Source organism: Rhodococcus sp. 14-2470-1a, from assembly GCF_002259425.1.
Lineage (GTDB): Bacteria > Actinomycetota > Actinomycetes > Mycobacteriales > Mycobacteriaceae > Rhodococcoides > Rhodococcoides fascians_E.
The window spans coordinates 84,447-99,844 of record NZ_NPFZ01000026.1; the positions used below are offsets into that span (position 1 = coordinate 84,447).

Genomic DNA, 15,398 nt, shown 5'->3' on the forward strand with positions numbered 1-15,398 from the left:
GCTGCAGTCGGCCGACGAACGGGCACGATTTTCATGCAGCGATATCTGCGTGTTAATGTTCACCGGTCGCCCGGGCGGGTGGCGGAATGGCAGACGCGCTGGCTTCAGGTGCCAGTGTCCTTCGGGACGTGGGGGTTCAAGTCCCCCTCCGCCCACAACACTGGCCGCAGCTGATTCACTCGCTGCGGCCAGTAGTCATTTTCGGGGTAGTGCGTCCAGGACGCGTCCGATCGGATCGAAATTTCCTCCGTGTAATTACCGGATCCTCTTCCAGTACCGCAGAACTCGCCGCGAACGCGGGCCGATGAGGGTATTTTTCGAGTTCGAACGATCATCGAGCGAGCCAGGGGGGCGCAATGCGGGGGTCAGGGAATTGTAAAAGCCCAGGTAGAAAGCCTGAATAGGCTTACCTTATTTGCAGGTTGGCCTAGGTGCTGACTTATCGTTTGTTGTTGGACCGACGTACCCAATTGTCGATCCGCCCGAAAGGCACCTTCGTTTCACCGTTTCGAGCGCACCCGCTCGACGTTATCCGAAGATCGCCTCCGGTGGTGCTGCTTCAACGGCGAACGGCACCGAATAGCCGTCCGCGACGGCCGGTTATCTGTGCCGCGCCGATCCGACGTACTTGAAGGCTGGACTTATCCGAAGGCTAGGTATGAAGCACACTCCGGGCCCCCAAGGCCTCTACGACCCCCGCAACGAACACGACTCCTGTGGTGTCGCGTTCGTGGTGGACATGCATGGTCGTCGTAGTCGAGACATCGTCGAGAAGGCCATCACCGCGCTGGTCAACCTCGAGCACCGGGGCGCCGCCGGCTCCGAACCCAACACCGGTGACGGCGCCGGAATCCTGATCCAGGTACCGGACGCGTTCTTCCGTGCCGTGGTCGATTTCGAGCTGCCCGCCGCTGGTTCGTACGCCACCGGAATCGCATTCCTGCCGCAGGGCAAGAAGGACGCCGCCCGCGCGAGCGACGACGTCGTCCGCATCGTCGAAGAAGAGGGCATGAAGGTCCTCGGATGGCGTGAAGTTCCCACCGACGACTCCTCCCTCGGGGCGCTCGCGCGTGACGCGATGCCGACGTTCCGTCAATTGTTCTTCGCCTCGCCGGCCGGCTCCGTTACCGATCTGGCTCTCGAGCGCGCCGCGTTCGTCATCCGTAAGCGCGTCGAGCACGAGCTCGGCGAAGAGGGTGCAGGCAAGGACGGGCCCGGCCGCGAGACCGTGTACTTCCCGTCGCTGTCCTCGCAGACCTTCGTCTACAAGGGCATGCTGACGACGCCTCAGCTCAAGGGCTTCTACCTCGACCTGCAGGACGAGCGCGTGGAAAGCGCTCTCGGCCTTGTGCATTCGCGCTTCTCCACCAACACGTTCCCGTCGTGGCCGCTGGCGCACCCGTTCCGCCGCGTCGCGCACAACGGTGAGATCAACACCGCCACCGGTAACGAGAACTGGATGCGCGCCCGCGAGGCACTGATCACCTCCGACGTGTTCGGTGGATCCGAGGCCCTCGAGAAGATCTTCCCGGTCGTTACCGAAGGCGCAAGCGACACTGCACGTTTCGACGAGGTGCTCGAGCTTCTGCACCTCGGCGGCCGCAGCCTTCCGCACGCCGTCCTCATGATGATCCCCGAAGCCTGGGAGCGTCACGAGTCGATGGACCCCGCTCGCCGGGCGTTCTACAAGTACCACTCCTCGCTGATGGAGCCGTGGGATGGACCGGCGTCGGTGTGCTTCACCGACGGCACCGTCATCGGCGCGGTCCTGGACCGAAACGGTCTGCGCCCCAGCCGACTCTGGGTCACCGACGACGGATTGGTCGTCATGGCCTCCGAGGTCGGCGTCCTGGACATCGATCCGGCGAAGGTGGTCCGCAAGGTTCGTCTGCAGCCCGGCCGTATGTTCCTGGTGGACACCGCGCAGGGCCGCATCGTCTCCGACGACGAGATCAAGGACGAGCTCGCCGCCGAGCACCCGTACCAGCAGTGGCTCGACGAAGGTCTGACCTCGATCGACGACCTGCCGGACCGCCCGCACGTGCACATGCCGCACGACCGCGTTCTCATCCGTCAGCAGATCTTCGGCTACACCACCGAGGAGCTGAACGTTCTGGTCTCGCCGATGGCGAAGACCGGCGCCGAGGCCATCGGTTCGATGGGTACCGACACTCCGATCGCCGTGCTGTCGGTTCGTCCTCGGATGCTGTTCGACTACTTCTCGCAGCTGTTCGCCCAGGTCACCAACCCGCCGCTCGACGCGATCCGCGAGGAGATCGTCACCAGCCTCGGCGGAACGATCGGACCCGAGGGCGACCTGCTCAACCCCGGCCCCGACGCGTGCAAGCAGATCGTGCTCCCGCAGCCGATCCTGCACAACGACGACCTGGCCAAGCTCGTCCACATCAACGACGAGGGCACCCAGGAAGGCTTGCGCTCGGTCGTCGTGCGCGGCCTCTACCCCGTGGCCGAAGGTGGCGAAGGTCTGCAGAAGTCGTTGGAGGCCATCCGCGCTCAGGTGTCCGCTGCCATCTCCGGTGGCGCACGCATCATCGTGCTGTCGGACCGTGAGTCGAGCGAGAAGCTGGCCCCGATCCCGTCGCTGCTGCTGACCTCGGCGGTGCACCACCACCTCGTTCGCGAGAAGACGCGTACCAAGGTCGGCCTGATCGTGGAGTCCGGTGACGCCCGCGAGGTGCACCACATGGCTCTGCTCATCGGCTTCGGTGCCGCTGCGGTCAACCCGTACATGGCGTTCGAGTCCATCGAGGACATGATCGAGCGCGGCGCACTGACGGGCATCGAGTTCGACAAGGCCGTCTCCAACTACATCAAGGCCGCAGGCAAGGGCGTGCTGAAGGTGATGTCCAAGATGGGCATCTCCACCCTCGCCTCGTACACCGGCGCACAGCTGTTCCAGGTCATCGGCCTGTCGCAGGGCCTCGTCGACGAGTACTTCACCGGTTTGAACAGTCACCTCGGCGGTATCGAGCTCGAGCAGATCGCACAGGACGTGGCCACCCGCCACGGCATGGCGTACCTCGAGAACCGTCAGGAACGCGCACACCGTGAACTCGAGGTCGGCGGTGAGTACCAGTGGCGTCGTGAAGGGGAGTACCACCTCTTCAACCCCGACACCGTGTTCAAGCTGCAGCACTCGACCCGCACCGGTCAGTACGACATCTTCAAGGAATACACGAAGATGGTCGACGATCAGTCCGAGCGCCTCGCGTCGCTTCGCGGTCTGTTCCGCTTCAAGACCGAAGAGCGCCAAGCGATTTCCATCGACGAGGTAGAGTCCGCATCGGAGATCGTCAAGCGATTCTCGACGGGTGCGATGAGCTACGGATCCATCTCCGCCGAGGCTCACGAGACTCTCGCGATCGCCATGAACCGCCTCGGCGGACGCTCCAACTCCGGTGAGGGCGGCGAGAGCGTCGACCGCTTCGAGCCCGACGCGAACGGCGACTGGCGTCGTAGCGCGATCAAGCAGGTGGCGTCGGGACGTTTCGGCGTCACCTCGCACTACCTGACCAACTGCACCGACATCCAGATCAAGATGGCGCAGGGCGCCAAGCCCGGTGAGGGCGGCCAGCTTCCGGCGCACAAGGTGTACCCGTGGGTTGCCGAGGTTCGCCACTCGACGCCCGGTGTCGGCCTCATCTCGCCGCCGCCGCACCACGACATCTACTCGATCGAGGATCTCGCTCAGCTGATCCACGACCTGAAGAACGCCAACCCGCAGGCACGCATCCACGTGAAGCTGGTCTCCGAGGTCGGTGTCGGCACGGTCGCGGCCGGTGTCTCGAAGGCACACGCCGACGTGGTGCTCATCTCCGGCCACGACGGCGGTACCGGCGCAACGCCGCTGACGTCGGTCAAGCACGCAGGTGGACCGTGGGAGCTCGGCCTCGCCGAGACCCAGCAGACGTTGCTGCTCAACGGTCTTCGTGACCGCATCGTCGTGCAGGTCGACGGCCAGCTCAAGACCGGCCGCGACGTCATGGTCGCCGCACTGCTCGGCGGCGAGGAGTTCGGTTTCGCGACCGCGCCTCTCGTCGTGTCAGGCTGCATCATGATGCGCGTCTGCCACCTCGACACCTGCCCCGTCGGTGTCGCGACGCAGAACCCGGTGCTGCGCAAGCGTTTCGCAGGCAAGCCCGAGTTCGTCGAGAACTTCTTCATGTTCATCGCAGAAGAGGTTCGCGAGCTTCTGGCCGAGCTGGGCTTCCGCACGCTCAACGAAGCCGTCGGCCAGGTCGCTCTGTTGGACACCACCGCTGCGAAGGAAGCGTGGAAGGCGTCCAAGCTGGATCTGTCGCCCATCCTCGACGAGGTCGAGTCGGCGTTCATGAACCAGGACCTCTACAACACGGGCGTCCAGGATCACGGACTCGACAAGGCGCTGGACCAGCAGCTCATCGTGCAGAGCCGCAATGCTCTGGACAGGGGCGAGAAGGTCACGTTCGAGTCCAAGATCACCAACGTCAACCGCACCGTCGGCACCATGCTCGGACACGAGTTGACCAAGGCGTACGGCGGAGTCGGCTTGCCGGACAACACCATCGACATCACGTTCACCGGTTCGGCCGGTAACAGCTTCGGCGCGTTCGTGCCGTCGGGCATGACCCTGCGCCTCAACGGCGACGCCAACGACTTCGTCGGTAAGGGCCTGTCCGGCGGACGCATCATCGTGCGGCCGTCGCTGAACGCTCCTGCAGGATTCGTCGCCGAGGACAACATCATCGGTGGCAACGTCTTCCTGTTCGGCGCGACGCAGGGTGAGGCTCTCATCCGCGGTGTAGTCGGCGAGCGTTTCGCGGTCCGTAACTCCGGTGCCGTTGCCGTCGTCGAAGGCGTCGGTGACCACGGCTGCGAGTACATGACCGGTGGAAAGGTCGTCATCCTCGGCGAGACCGGCCGCAACTTCGGTGCCGGTATGTCCGGCGGCGTGGCGTTCGTCTTCGATCCGAACAAGACGTTCGAGGCGAACCTCAACACCGAGCTGGTCGACATCGAGAGCATCGAGGGCGACGAGTTCACCTGGCTCAAGGAAATCGTCACTCGTCACCACGAGGAAACGGGATCCGATGTCGCGGAGCGCATCCTGGCGGACTGGTCACAGCAGGTGAACCACTTCGTGAAGGTCATGCCTCGCGATTACAAGAAGGTACTGCTTGCCATCTCCGAGGCCGAGAAGAACGGCGCGGACGTGGACGAGGCGATCATGGAGGCAGCTCGTGGGTGACCCACAGGGATTTCTGAAGAACACCGTCCGCGAACTGCCGAAGCGTCGGCCGGTCGACCTGCGACTGATGGACTGGAAAGAGGTCTACGAAGACTTCCCGAAGGACACTCTGCAGACCCAGGCCAGCCGGTGCATGGACTGCGGAATTCCGTTCTGCCACAACGGCTGCCCGCTCGGGAACCTGATTCCCGAGTGGAACGACCTGGTCTTCAAGGACCGCTGGCGTGAGGGAATCGACCGTCTGCACGCCACCAACAACTTTCCGGAGTTCACCGGGCGGCTGTGCCCGGCGCCGTGCGAGGCGTCGTGCGTTCTGGGCATCAACCAGGATCCGGTGACGATCAAGCAGGTCGAGGTCGAGATCATCGACAAGGCCTTCGAGGAAGGCTGGGTCACCCCGGTCTACCCGACGCACCTGACCGGCAAGACGGTCGCCGTCGTCGGCTCCGGTCCTGCGGGTCTCGCTGCAGCGCAGCAGCTGACGCGTGCCGGCCACACCGTGACGGTGTTCGAGCGTGCCGACCGCATCGGCGGACTGCTGCGCTACGGCATCCCCGAGTTCAAGATGGAGAAGCGCCACATCGACCGCCGTCTGGCGCAGATGGAGGCCGAGGGCACGGTGTTCCGCACCGGCGTCAACGTCGGCGTCGACATCACGGCCGACGAACTGCGCGCGGAATTCGACGCTGTCGTTCTCTCCGGTGGCGCCACCGCGTGGCGCGACCTGCCGATCGAAGGCCGCGAGAACGAGGGCATCTACCAGGCCATGGAGTTCCTGCCCCACGCCAACCGCGTGCAGCAGGGCGACTTCGCCGAGCCTCCGGTCAGCGCCGAGGGCAAGAAGGTCGTCATCATCGGCGGCGGCGACACCGGTGCGGACTGCCTCGGTACCTCGCACCGTCAGGGCGCGGCAAGCGTTCACCAGTTCGAGATCATGGCGCGTCCGCCGGAAGAGCGTGCAACGTCCACTCCGTGGCCGCTGTACCCGCTGATGTTCCGCGTGGCGTCGGCGCACGAAGAGGGCGGCGAGCGCGTGTTCTCCGTCAACACCGAGCGTTTCCTCGGCAAGGACGGCAAGGTCACCGGTCTCGAAGCTCACGAGGTCGAGTTCAAGGCAGGCAAGTTCGAGAAGGTCGAGGGCAGCGAGTTCACCCTCGAGGCCGATCTCGTCCTCCTCGCCATGGGCTTCGTCGGGCCGGAGAAGCCAGGCCTGCTCACCGATCTCGGTGTGGACCTGAACGAGCGCGGCAACGTCAAGCGCTCGAACGAGTGGGTCACCAACGTTCCCGGCGTCTTCGTCGCCGGTGACATGGGCCGCGGCCAGTCGCTCATCGTGTGGGCCATCGCCGAGGGTCGCTCCTGCGCAGCCGCTGTCGACACCTTCCTGCAGGGTGCCACCGCACTGCCCGCGCCGATCGTCCCGACCCAGGCGCCGCAGAGGTAGTTTCTTCTCGCTTCGGCATGAATGCGCCACCGCAACCGTCAGACGGCTGCGGTGGCGCATTCATGCGTTTGGGGGCCGGTCGAAAAGCACGTTTCACGCGCTGAAACCTCGTTTTCGTTCCCGTATGTGAACCTTCATGAATTTAGGTAACCTGCGTTTACCGATTGGGCATCGATTCGACATCAGGCACTGGAATTCTCACAGTGAGTTGTCGAATGTCCGCTGACGCAGTGAGGCCGCACCATGCGCGTGAAGAAGCTTGTCGCCACCATCGGATCCGTGTTGACGATCGCTGCCGGGTCGGCGGCGATGTCCACCGTCACTGCCAGCACGGCGTCGGCGGATCCGGCATCGTGCCCCAGCATGTACGTAGTCGCGATTCCGGGAACGTGGGAGACCAGTTCGGGCGCTGCGCCGCGGCCGGGGATGCTCACTGCCGTCACCGACCGCATCGCGAGCAGCGATATCCGAACCGACTACGTGTCCTACCCGGCGACGGCGTTTCCGTGGGAAGGCGGCATCTACGGCGAGTCGCGTGCAATCGCCACCGCCAACGCGGGCGGCATGCTGAAGTCCGTGGCCGACCGTTGTGGTGCAACGAAATTCGGCATCATCGGATACAGCCAGGGCGCGGATGCCGCAGGCGACCTCGCGGCGTCGATCGGTACCGGCCTCGGCGTGGTTCCGGCGGACAAGGTCGTCGCGGTGGGGCTGATCTCCGATCCCAAGCGGTCCGACGCCGATGCGTTGGTCGGGCCCGAGGTCGTCGGCACCGGTGTCGGTGGGCCTCGGGTGGGCGGGTTCGGATACGTCAGCCCGGTCGTCCGAACGTTCTGTGCGGTCGGTGACCTGTACTGCTCGACACCGAAGGACGACTACGTGGCGCGGCTCGCGGGATTCCTTGCGGTGTCGTCGGATCCCAGCCCGGACGTCGCAGCGAAGGCACAGCAGGATGCACAGATCCTGCTCGGTGACATCGCGTCGGCCGGCGGGCTCCAGGTTCTGCAGGGGCAATTGTCGGACCAGGCGAACGAGCAGCGGCGCCGTGAGATCGAGGCGTTCTACCGCTCCGGAATTCACCAGGAATACGCGTCGTACGCGGTGGATTCGAGCGGTGTGAGCGTGACGACGTGGCTGGCGAACTACCTCGTGGGTGCGTCGGGCACGTGATCGGCCGCATACTCCAGTAGCGGCCTGGCCTGGGTGTGCAGCTCGTCCACCGAGCCGGTCCAGCCGAGTACCCGGACCGCTGCTTCCGCGACGACGCGGGCGTAGTCCTCTCCTGACGCGTCGCGGCCACTCTCGGCGTCGGCGCGACCGTTGACGACGGTCTCGACGAGCCGGAACGGCAACTCCTCGGTGCCGGGCAGTGCAGCCGTCGTTCCGTGGAGAACCTCGGCTGCTATCGAGGCGTAGCGGTCCATCAGTGCGTGCCGGTGTGCACGGAAGGTGTCGAAGCGAGGTTCGCGGATCTCCGGGAGTAGATACAGCGCACCGAGGTTCCACCGGGATCGGCAGAGCTGGTCGGCGTCGAACAATGCGAGCGCGTACATCTTGACCGCAGCGGCCGCGTCGGAATCGGCGATGCGCTGTGCGACGGCCAGTGGACCGTCGACGGTTCCGCTCAGCAACAGACTCAGCAACTCGTCCTTGTTGGCGAAGTGGTGGTACAGCGACGCCTGACGCATGCCCACGGCGTCGGCGATCATGCGCGTGGACGTGTTGGTGAAGCCGCGGGTGGTGAACAGCTCTGCCGCGGCGTCGAGGATTTCTTCGAGAGCCGTGTCTCCTGGCCGCTTCTTGGTACTGAGCCTCGGTCGGCCTGCGGTGGTCATGGGTCCATCCTGGCATCGACGACGCGGCAGTGAAGTTTCTGTCATTCGATAGAAACCTGCGAAACGTAGTTGTTTCATCGCTGTCACTCGTGGGGCACCTCGGGCCGGAAAACTATCGACTGACAGAAAAGCCCGCACCGGCAGCGCAGACGGGCGGTCAGGCACCTTCCCGCAGTCACTCTTTCTCTCGAGGAGACATCCATGAGCTCGACTACTCTGCCCGCACCCGAAGGGTCCTCGCCACCGCGCAGTGACCACTCCGATCTCGCGGAGCTCGGATACGAACAGCAACTGCACCGTTCGCTCGGTAAATTCGCCTCGTTCGCGGCGGGGTTCTCGTTCGTCTCGATTCTCACCACGATCTTCCAGCTGTTCGCACTCGGCTTCAGTTTCGGCGGCCCCGCGTTCTTCTTCACCTGGCCGCTGGTGTTCCTCGGCCAGTTCATGGTTGCGCTGAACTTCGCGGAACTTGCTGCCCGGTATCCCATTTCAGGCGCCATCTACCAGTGGGCGCGCAGGATGGGCGGTGAGATCGTCGGCTGGTTCGCCGGCTGGTTCATGATCATCGCGCAGATCGTCACGGCGTCGGCCGCGGCGATCGCGCTGCAGGTGGTTCTGCCGAGCATATGGAGCGGGTTCCAGATCGTCGGCGACGATCCGGCACTGACGTCCCCCAGCGGTGCCACCAACGCAGTGGTCCTCGGGTCCGTGTTGCTCGTCCTGACGACGACCATCAACTCGATCGGCGTGAACTGGATGTCACGCATCAACTCGATCGGTGTGACGTGCGAGATCGTCGGAGTCATCGCCCTGGTACTCGTGTTCTTCACCCACGCACAGCGCGGACCCCAGGTCGTCCTCGACACCGGTGCCGCGGGAGCCGAACCCGGTTACATCTGGGCGTGGATCGTCTCGGGACTCATGGCCGCCTACGTGATGGTCGGATTCGGTTCTGCCGGTGAGCTTGCCGAGGAAACCCACAACCCGCGTCGGGTCGCGCCGCGTACGATCAGGCTTGCGTTGTCCGCGTCGGCCCTCGGCGGTGGGCTGATGATCGTCGGCGCACTGATGGCGGCACCGTCGCTCACCGACGGCAATCTCGCGACGCTCGGCCTGCCTTACGTCATCGACTCCATCCTGACGTCGCCGTGGGGCACGGTCCTCCTGATCGACGTCGCCATCGCGGTGTTCATCTGCACGTTGGCCATCCAGACCGCTGCCTCGCGACTGATGTTCTCCATGGCCCGTGACGGACGACTGCCCGCGTCGGACATCCTGTCCAAGGTGAACTCCAAGACCGGAACGCCCATTGCCCCTTCGGTTCTCATCGGACTGGCCTGTGTCGCGGTCCTCGCGGTCAACGTCGGCAACGCCGCCCTGTTCACGACCCTCACCAGTGTCTGCATCGTCCTGATCTACCTCGCCTACATGATGGTCACCGTCCCACTGCTGGTCCAGCGACTGAAAGGCTGGCCCCGCGGCGGAGTGCAGGTGGATGCCGAAGGAAAGAAACTCTTCACCCTCGGCTGGCTCGGTATCCCTGTGAACATCGCAGCAGTTCTGTACGGCGGGCTGATGGTGGTCAACCTGTCCTGGCCGCGTGCCGAAATCTTCAATCCCACCGGGGAATACCCGATTCTGCAGTGGGCCGCCCCGCTGACCGTCCTGGCCGTCGTGGTGGTGGGCATCGCCTGCTTTCCCCGCGCCAAAGCACACCCACGACCCGTCACGATCGGAGCGTAGAACACATGAGCACAGCAACCACCCACGCCGCCAAGGAACATGCTCGCTCGCAGGCCGCTGAGGTCGACGCCCCCACCGGCCCCGACGGTGTGGCGCTCACCTGGGCCGAGACGATTCCCGGCGGCCGGTATTCCACCAAGGTCCTGGCCCGCGGTACGCGGCTGCGTTTGCGCGACGTCGACGGCGCCGCCTGTGCCCACCTGCTGCTCTACCGCGCCGATGCCCCGTGGGAGAGACTCAATGCGGCCGACACGGTGAAGGTCCCGTGGCAGGCGTACGTCACGACGGGACATCCGCTGCTGTCGGACCAGGGCAGAGTCCTCGCCACCGTCGTCGCGGACAGTTCGGGTCGTCACGACGCGCTGTGCGGAACCACCTCGGCAGCAACGAATGCGGCGAAGTACGGGACCGGGGCGCTGCATTCCTCGTCGCCGGCGGGCCGCGAGATGTTCACCGTCGGCGCTGCCAAGAACGGTCTGGAGCCGCGCGATCTGCCCCCGTCGATCTCGTTCTTCCACGGGGTACGCGTCGAGGCCGACGGCGCACTCACCAGCACCGGCTCGGCCGGCCCCGGCACCGAAGTCGATCTACTGGTGCACCTGCCGGTCGTCGTGCTGCTCGCGAACACCGCGCACCCACTCGACCCCGCGGACACGTTCGGTACGACGGCGCTCGACGTCACCGCCTGGGATGCGTCGGAGGAGCTGCTCGCACTGGCGAACACCGAACCGGAGTACGAACGCGCGGTATGGAACACCGACAGCGCCTGGAACGCGCTGAACCCGAAAGGTGCATGATGACAACGACACTCGAATCAGTGGTACTGGACCAGGTCGCCGACGCCCGGGGCCCCTGGTCGGCCGTCGTGAAGGCAGGCGATGTCCTGACGATGATCGACCTGCACGGCAACCAGGCCGTGGACACGTTGCTCTATGCCGCCGACGATCACGCCGTCCGGTACTCCGCCGCGGCGACGGTCACCGCCCAGCGCAACCTGTTCCTCACCACCGGAACCGTGCTGCGCAGCGATGATTCGACACCGTTGATGACGATCGTCGCCGACGAGGTCGGTAACCACGACACCGTCGGCGGCGCCTGCTCGCAGGAGTCGAACACCCTGCGGTACGGCCACCACACTCGCCACCAGCACGCGTGCGTGGAGAATTTCCTGATCGAGGGCGCCAAGTGGGGACTCGGCAAGCGAGACATGGTGTCCAACATCAACTTCTTCATGAACGTTCCCGTCGACGCGGACGGCACGCTCGGCATCGTCGACGGTTTGTCTGCGCCCGGGAAGTCACTGTCCTTGCGAGCCGAGGTGGACACCCTGGTTCTGGTCTCGAACTGCCCGCAGATCAACAACCCGTGCAACGGGTTCGACCCGACGTCGGTTCGTCTGGTGGTGACCAGGCCATGAGCACCACCAAGATGACCGTCGTGCGGCCGGGCATGCTGACGACGGTGCAGGACTGGCCGGGACGCGTCGGCTACTGGAAGGTGGGGGTTCCTCCGTCCGGACCGATGGACGATCTGTCGTTCCGACTGGGCAATGTGGCCCTGGGCAATCCCGAGGGCGCCCCGGGTCTCGAGTCCGCGATGGCCGGCCCGGCGCTGACGTTCGACGCCGATACCTATGTGTGCGTCACCGGCGCGGACGCTCGTGTGCGGATCGACGGGACCGACGTGCCTCAGTGGCGGCCCGTCCTGGTCTCGGCCGGTGCGGTGCTGGACGTCGGACCCACCACCGGCGCAGGCCTGCGTGTGTACGTGACGGTGCAGGGAAGTATCGAGGTGGACGACTACCTCGGCAGCGCAGCCACATTCACGCTCGGCAAATTCGGGGGCCACCGCGGCGGCACCCTTGCCGAAGGAGACGTCCTCGAGGTCGTCGGGGGCGCCGGCCTGGACGGCATTCGATCCATTCCGATGGAACATCGTCCCGTCCTGACGACGACGTGGGACATCGCGGTGACCGAGGGGCCGCACGGCGCGCCCGAGTTCTTCACCCGCGCGGACATGGACACGCTGTACGCGACGCGGTACGAGGTCCACTTCAACTCCGACCGCACCGGTGTGCGCCTCATCGGTCCCAAACCGGAATGGGCGCGCGAGGACGGCGGTGAGGCCGGGCTTCACCCGTCGAACATCCATGACAACGCGTACTCGGTAGGCGCGCTCGATTTCACCGGTGACACCCCGATCCTCCTGGGGCCCGACGGCCCGAGCCTCGGCGGCTTCGTCTGCCCGGTCACCGTGGTGGCTGCCGAGCGCTGGAAGCTCGGGCAGTTGAAGCCGGGGGACACCATCAGGTTCGTACCGGTGAAGGCAGCGCATGCCGCCGCGCTCGGCGCACTGGGACTCGAACGCAGGGCATCGCTTCCGGTTGTCTTCTCCGCCGGCGGAGACGGGGACGACGGCGTCATCGCGCGCCGCGACGGTGAGACCGCGGTGACGTATCGGCGCTCCGGCGACGACAACGTGCTCGTCGAGTACGGCGACATGAAGCTGGACCTGGCACTGCGCGCACGGGCACATGCGCTGCACCAGCGCATCGAGGCGATCGCCCCGAAGGGACTGCTGGACCTGACACCCGGAATCCGGTCGCTGCAGGTCAAGGTCGACCCGGACGTACTGCCGATCACGACGCTGATGGGGTTGCTCGACGAGGTCGAATCCGACCTCCCCGCCGCATCGGAGCTCGTCGTTCCGTCCCGGACGGTCCGCATGCCCTTGTCCTGGGACGACCCGTCGACCCGCGAAGCCATCGCCCGGTACATGCACGGCGTCCGGTCCGATGCACCGTGGTGCCCGTGGAACATCGAATTCATCCGGCGCATGAACGGATTGGATTCCGTCGCAGACGTGTTCGACACCGTCTTCGCAGCCGACTACATGGTCCTCGGCCTCGGTGACGTCTACCTCGGCGCACCCGTCGCCACCCCACTCGACCCGCGGCACAGGCTGGTCACCACCAAATACAATCCCGCACGTACCTGGACCCCGGAGAACGCTGTCGGAATCGGCGGGGCATACCTCTGCATCTACGGAATGGAAGGCCCCGGTGGTTACCAGTTCGTCGGCCGCACAACTCAGGTCTGGAACCACCGCTATTCTGCCGAAACAAAGTCCACAGGCTCCGGTCCTGCCTCCCCAGGACAGTTCCAACCCGAAAGCCCCTGGATGCTGAGGTTTTTCGACCGGATTTCGTGGTATCCGGTCGAGCCCGAGGAACTGATGGATCTGCGCGCGGACACGGCGGCCGGGAGGGGCAACGGCGGAGTGGAGATCACCGACGGTGAATTCTCGCTGGCGGAGCACGACGAGTTCCTCGCCGCCGAACACGAGTCGATCGAGCAGTTCCGCACGATTCAGGCGGCAGCGTTCGATTCTGAGCGTGCTGCATGGTCGGCAGCGGGCGAGTTCAGCAAGAAGGAGGGGTCCGATGCAGCTGCATGACAGGATTCGGCAGGCGTACGCGCGAATTGCCGAGGTCGATCGTCCCGAGGTGTGGATCACGCTGCGCAGTGAGGCCGACGTGCTTGCCGATGCGGACCTCGTCGACGCGTCGTTGCCCCTCGCGGGGATGCTCGTCGCGGTGAAGGACAACGTCGACGTAGCCGGGCTGCCGACGACGGCTGCGTGCCCCGAGTTCTCGTACGTGCCCGAGGTGTCCGCGACGGCGGTGGCCCGGCTCGTCGAGCAGGGTGCACTGATTCTCGGCAAGACCAACCTCGACCAGTTCGCCACCGGTCTCGTCGGGACGAGAAGCCCGTACGGGGCAGTGCGATGTGCGTGGGATCCCGAGCGAGTGTCGGGCGGTTCCAGTTCCGGATCGGCCGTGGCGGTCGCGCTGGGAATCGCGGATATCGGAATCGGCACGGACACTGCAGGTTCGGGACGCGTGCCGGCGTCGTTCCACGGTCTCGTCGGGATCAAGACGACTCTCGGGGTCGTTCCGACGACCGGTGTGGTCCCGGCGTGCGTCGACTACGACTGCGTGACGGTGATGGCCGCCGACCTCGACACGGCGACCCTCGCCACCCGCGTCATGGCCGGGTTCGACGAGGCCGATCCACGCAGCCGGTCGTGGCCGGTGGACGTGAGGCTCGCTGCGTCGCCGACGCCGAGGGTGGCGGTGCCCCGAGCCGAGGACCTCGCCGCACTGAGTCCCGAGTACCGCGATGCGTTCGACAGAACGGTGGCAGGCCTGCGGGTACGGGGGATCGAGTACGACACGGTGGACATCTCGCCGCTTCTGGACATCGCGACGTTGCTGTACGACGGAGCGATTGTCGCGCAGAGGTATTCGGCGGTGGGAGAGTTCCTGGCCTCGAGTCCTGCGTCAGCGGACCCTACGGTGGCGCGCATCGTCTCCGGGGCCGCCGAGCCGTCGGCGCACCGGTACGTCGACGATCTGTCGACGATTGCCGCAGGCAAGCGCATTGCCGTGGCCCTGCTGGACGGGTACGACGCGCTAGTGCTTCCGACGACGACCGAGCACCCGACGATCGCTGCGGTACAGGCGGATCCGCTTGCCGTCAATCGGCGAATGGGGACGTTCACCAACTTCTGCAACCTACTGGACATGGCGGCCGTCGCGGTTCCGGGAGAGCCGACCGGTGCCGGTGACCCGTTCGGGGTCATGGTCGTCGTACCGGGCTTCCACGATCAGGTCGCCGTGGACATCGCTGCTGCGCTCACCTCGGCCCCGGCACCTGTCCTCGTCGCCGAGGGCATCGATGTTCTCGTCGTGGGAGCGCATCTGAAGGGCTTTCCGGTGCACCACCAGCTGACCGATCGAGGTGCGCGCTTCCTCGGCGACGTCCTGACGTCCGACGCATATCGCCTGGTCGATCTGGGGACGACGCCGCCGAAACCCGGTCTGGTGCGGCACGCGTCCGGCACCGGGGCTGCGATTGCCGGGGAGCTGTATCGGATGTCCGCGGCGGGTGTGGGCACGTTCCTGGCCGGTCTTCCGGTGCCGATGGGTCTGACGTCGGTGGAACTGTCCGACGGCCGGTGGGTCACGGGTTTCTGCTGCTCGTACGAGGCGGCCGACGCGGCTGTGGACATCACGAAGTTCGGTGGCTGGCGCGCGTACCGCGAGCGCACCCCCGCACCGGTATGA

9 protein-coding genes and 1 tRNA gene are annotated in these 15,398 nt (G+C 65.6%); 9 read left to right on the top strand and 1 reads right to left on the bottom strand.

Annotated elements, in window-relative coordinates; all coding sequences use genetic code 11:
* Positions 1-72 precede the first annotated feature (72 nt).
* From CH292_RS14550 to CH292_RS14565, 4 genes are all read left to right on the top strand, one after another.
* A tRNA-Leu gene (locus CH292_RS14550) sits at positions 73-155 on the top strand.
* 503 nt (positions 156-658) lie between these two features.
* A complete protein-coding gene (gltB, locus tag CH292_RS14555) occupies positions 659-5,248 on the top strand; it encodes a glutamate synthase large subunit (RefSeq protein ID WP_094655089.1) in 4,590 nt (1,529 codons plus the stop codon).
* Positions 5,241-6,692, top strand: a complete 1,452-nt coding sequence (locus tag CH292_RS14560) for a glutamate synthase subunit beta (protein WP_019665027.1) — start codon at positions 5,241-5,243, stop codon at positions 6,690-6,692. Before gltB ends, CH292_RS14560 begins: the two co-directional genes overlap by 8 nt.
* Before the next feature lie 243 nt (positions 6,693-6,935).
* The gene (locus tag CH292_RS14565; RefSeq protein WP_094655090.1) at positions 6,936-7,862 is read left to right on the top strand and encodes a cutinase family protein; all 927 of its coding nucleotides are present in this window, start codon (positions 6,936-6,938) and stop codon (positions 7,860-7,862) included.
* On the opposite strand, the gene CH292_RS14570 is transcribed toward CH292_RS14565, so the two are convergent.
* On the bottom strand, positions 7,835-8,527 hold the full coding sequence (locus CH292_RS14570; RefSeq protein ID WP_019665025.1) for a TetR/AcrR family transcriptional regulator: 693 nt from the start codon (positions 8,525-8,527) through the stop codon (positions 7,835-7,837). The two genes, CH292_RS14565 and CH292_RS14570, sit on opposite strands and share 28 nt — an antisense overlap.
* A gap of 201 nt (positions 8,528-8,728) precedes the next feature.
* Here CH292_RS14570 and CH292_RS14575 point away from each other — a divergent pair, with 201 nt between their 5' ends.
* From CH292_RS14575 to atzF, 5 genes are read left to right on the top strand one after another with little or no spacing between them, the layout of a single operon-like run.
* Complete coding sequence (locus tag CH292_RS14575) at positions 8,729-10,270, top strand: amino acid permease (RefSeq protein ID WP_020112267.1); 1,542 nt, start codon at positions 8,729-8,731, stop codon at positions 10,268-10,270.
* A 5-nt stretch (positions 10,271-10,275) separates the two neighbouring features.
* On the top strand, positions 10,276-11,067 hold the full coding sequence (locus tag CH292_RS14580) for an urea amidolyase associated protein UAAP1 (protein ID WP_094628008.1): 792 nt from the start codon (positions 10,276-10,278) through the stop codon (positions 11,065-11,067).
* The gene (locus CH292_RS14585; RefSeq protein ID WP_170949275.1) at positions 11,067-11,687 is read left to right on the top strand and encodes an urea amidolyase associated protein UAAP2; all 621 of its coding nucleotides are present in this window, start codon (positions 11,067-11,069) and stop codon (positions 11,685-11,687) included. Before CH292_RS14580 ends, CH292_RS14585 begins: the two co-directional genes overlap by 1 nt.
* Positions 11,684-13,726, top strand: coding sequence for a 5-oxoprolinase/urea amidolyase family protein (locus tag CH292_RS14590; protein WP_094655091.1), 2,043 nt, complete (start codon positions 11,684-11,686; stop codon positions 13,724-13,726). The genes CH292_RS14585 and CH292_RS14590 overlap by 4 nt, the downstream gene beginning before the upstream one ends.
* Positions 13,713-15,398 carry an allophanate hydrolase gene (atzF, locus tag CH292_RS14595; protein WP_094655092.1) on the top strand — a complete coding sequence of 562 codons (1,686 nt, stop codon included), beginning with the start codon at positions 13,713-13,715 and terminating at the stop codon, positions 15,396-15,398. Before CH292_RS14590 ends, atzF begins: the two co-directional genes overlap by 14 nt.

Coding starts and splice junctions, on each gene's coding strand:
- CH292_RS14580 (WP_094628008.1), top strand. CDS start 10,276: ATGAGCACAGCAACCACCCACGCCGCCAAGGAACATGCTCGCTCGCAG.
- atzF (WP_094655092.1), top strand. CDS start 13,713: ATGCAGCTGCATGACAGGATTCGGCAGGCGTACGCGCGAATTGCCGAG.
- CH292_RS14590 (WP_094655091.1), top strand. CDS start 11,684: ATGAGCACCACCAAGATGACCGTCGTGCGGCCGGGCATGCTGACGACG.
- CH292_RS14585 (WP_170949275.1), top strand. CDS start 11,067: ATGACAACGACACTCGAATCAGTGGTACTGGACCAGGTCGCCGACGCC.
- CH292_RS14570 (WP_019665025.1), bottom strand. CDS start 8,527: ATGACCACCGCAGGCCGACCGAGGCTCAGTACCAAGAAGCGGCCAGGA.
- CH292_RS14575 (WP_020112267.1), top strand. CDS start 8,729: ATGAGCTCGACTACTCTGCCCGCACCCGAAGGGTCCTCGCCACCGCGC.
- gltB (WP_094655089.1), top strand. CDS start 659: ATGAAGCACACTCCGGGCCCCCAAGGCCTCTACGACCCCCGCAACGAA.
- CH292_RS14565 (WP_094655090.1), top strand. CDS start 6,936: ATGCGCGTGAAGAAGCTTGTCGCCACCATCGGATCCGTGTTGACGATC.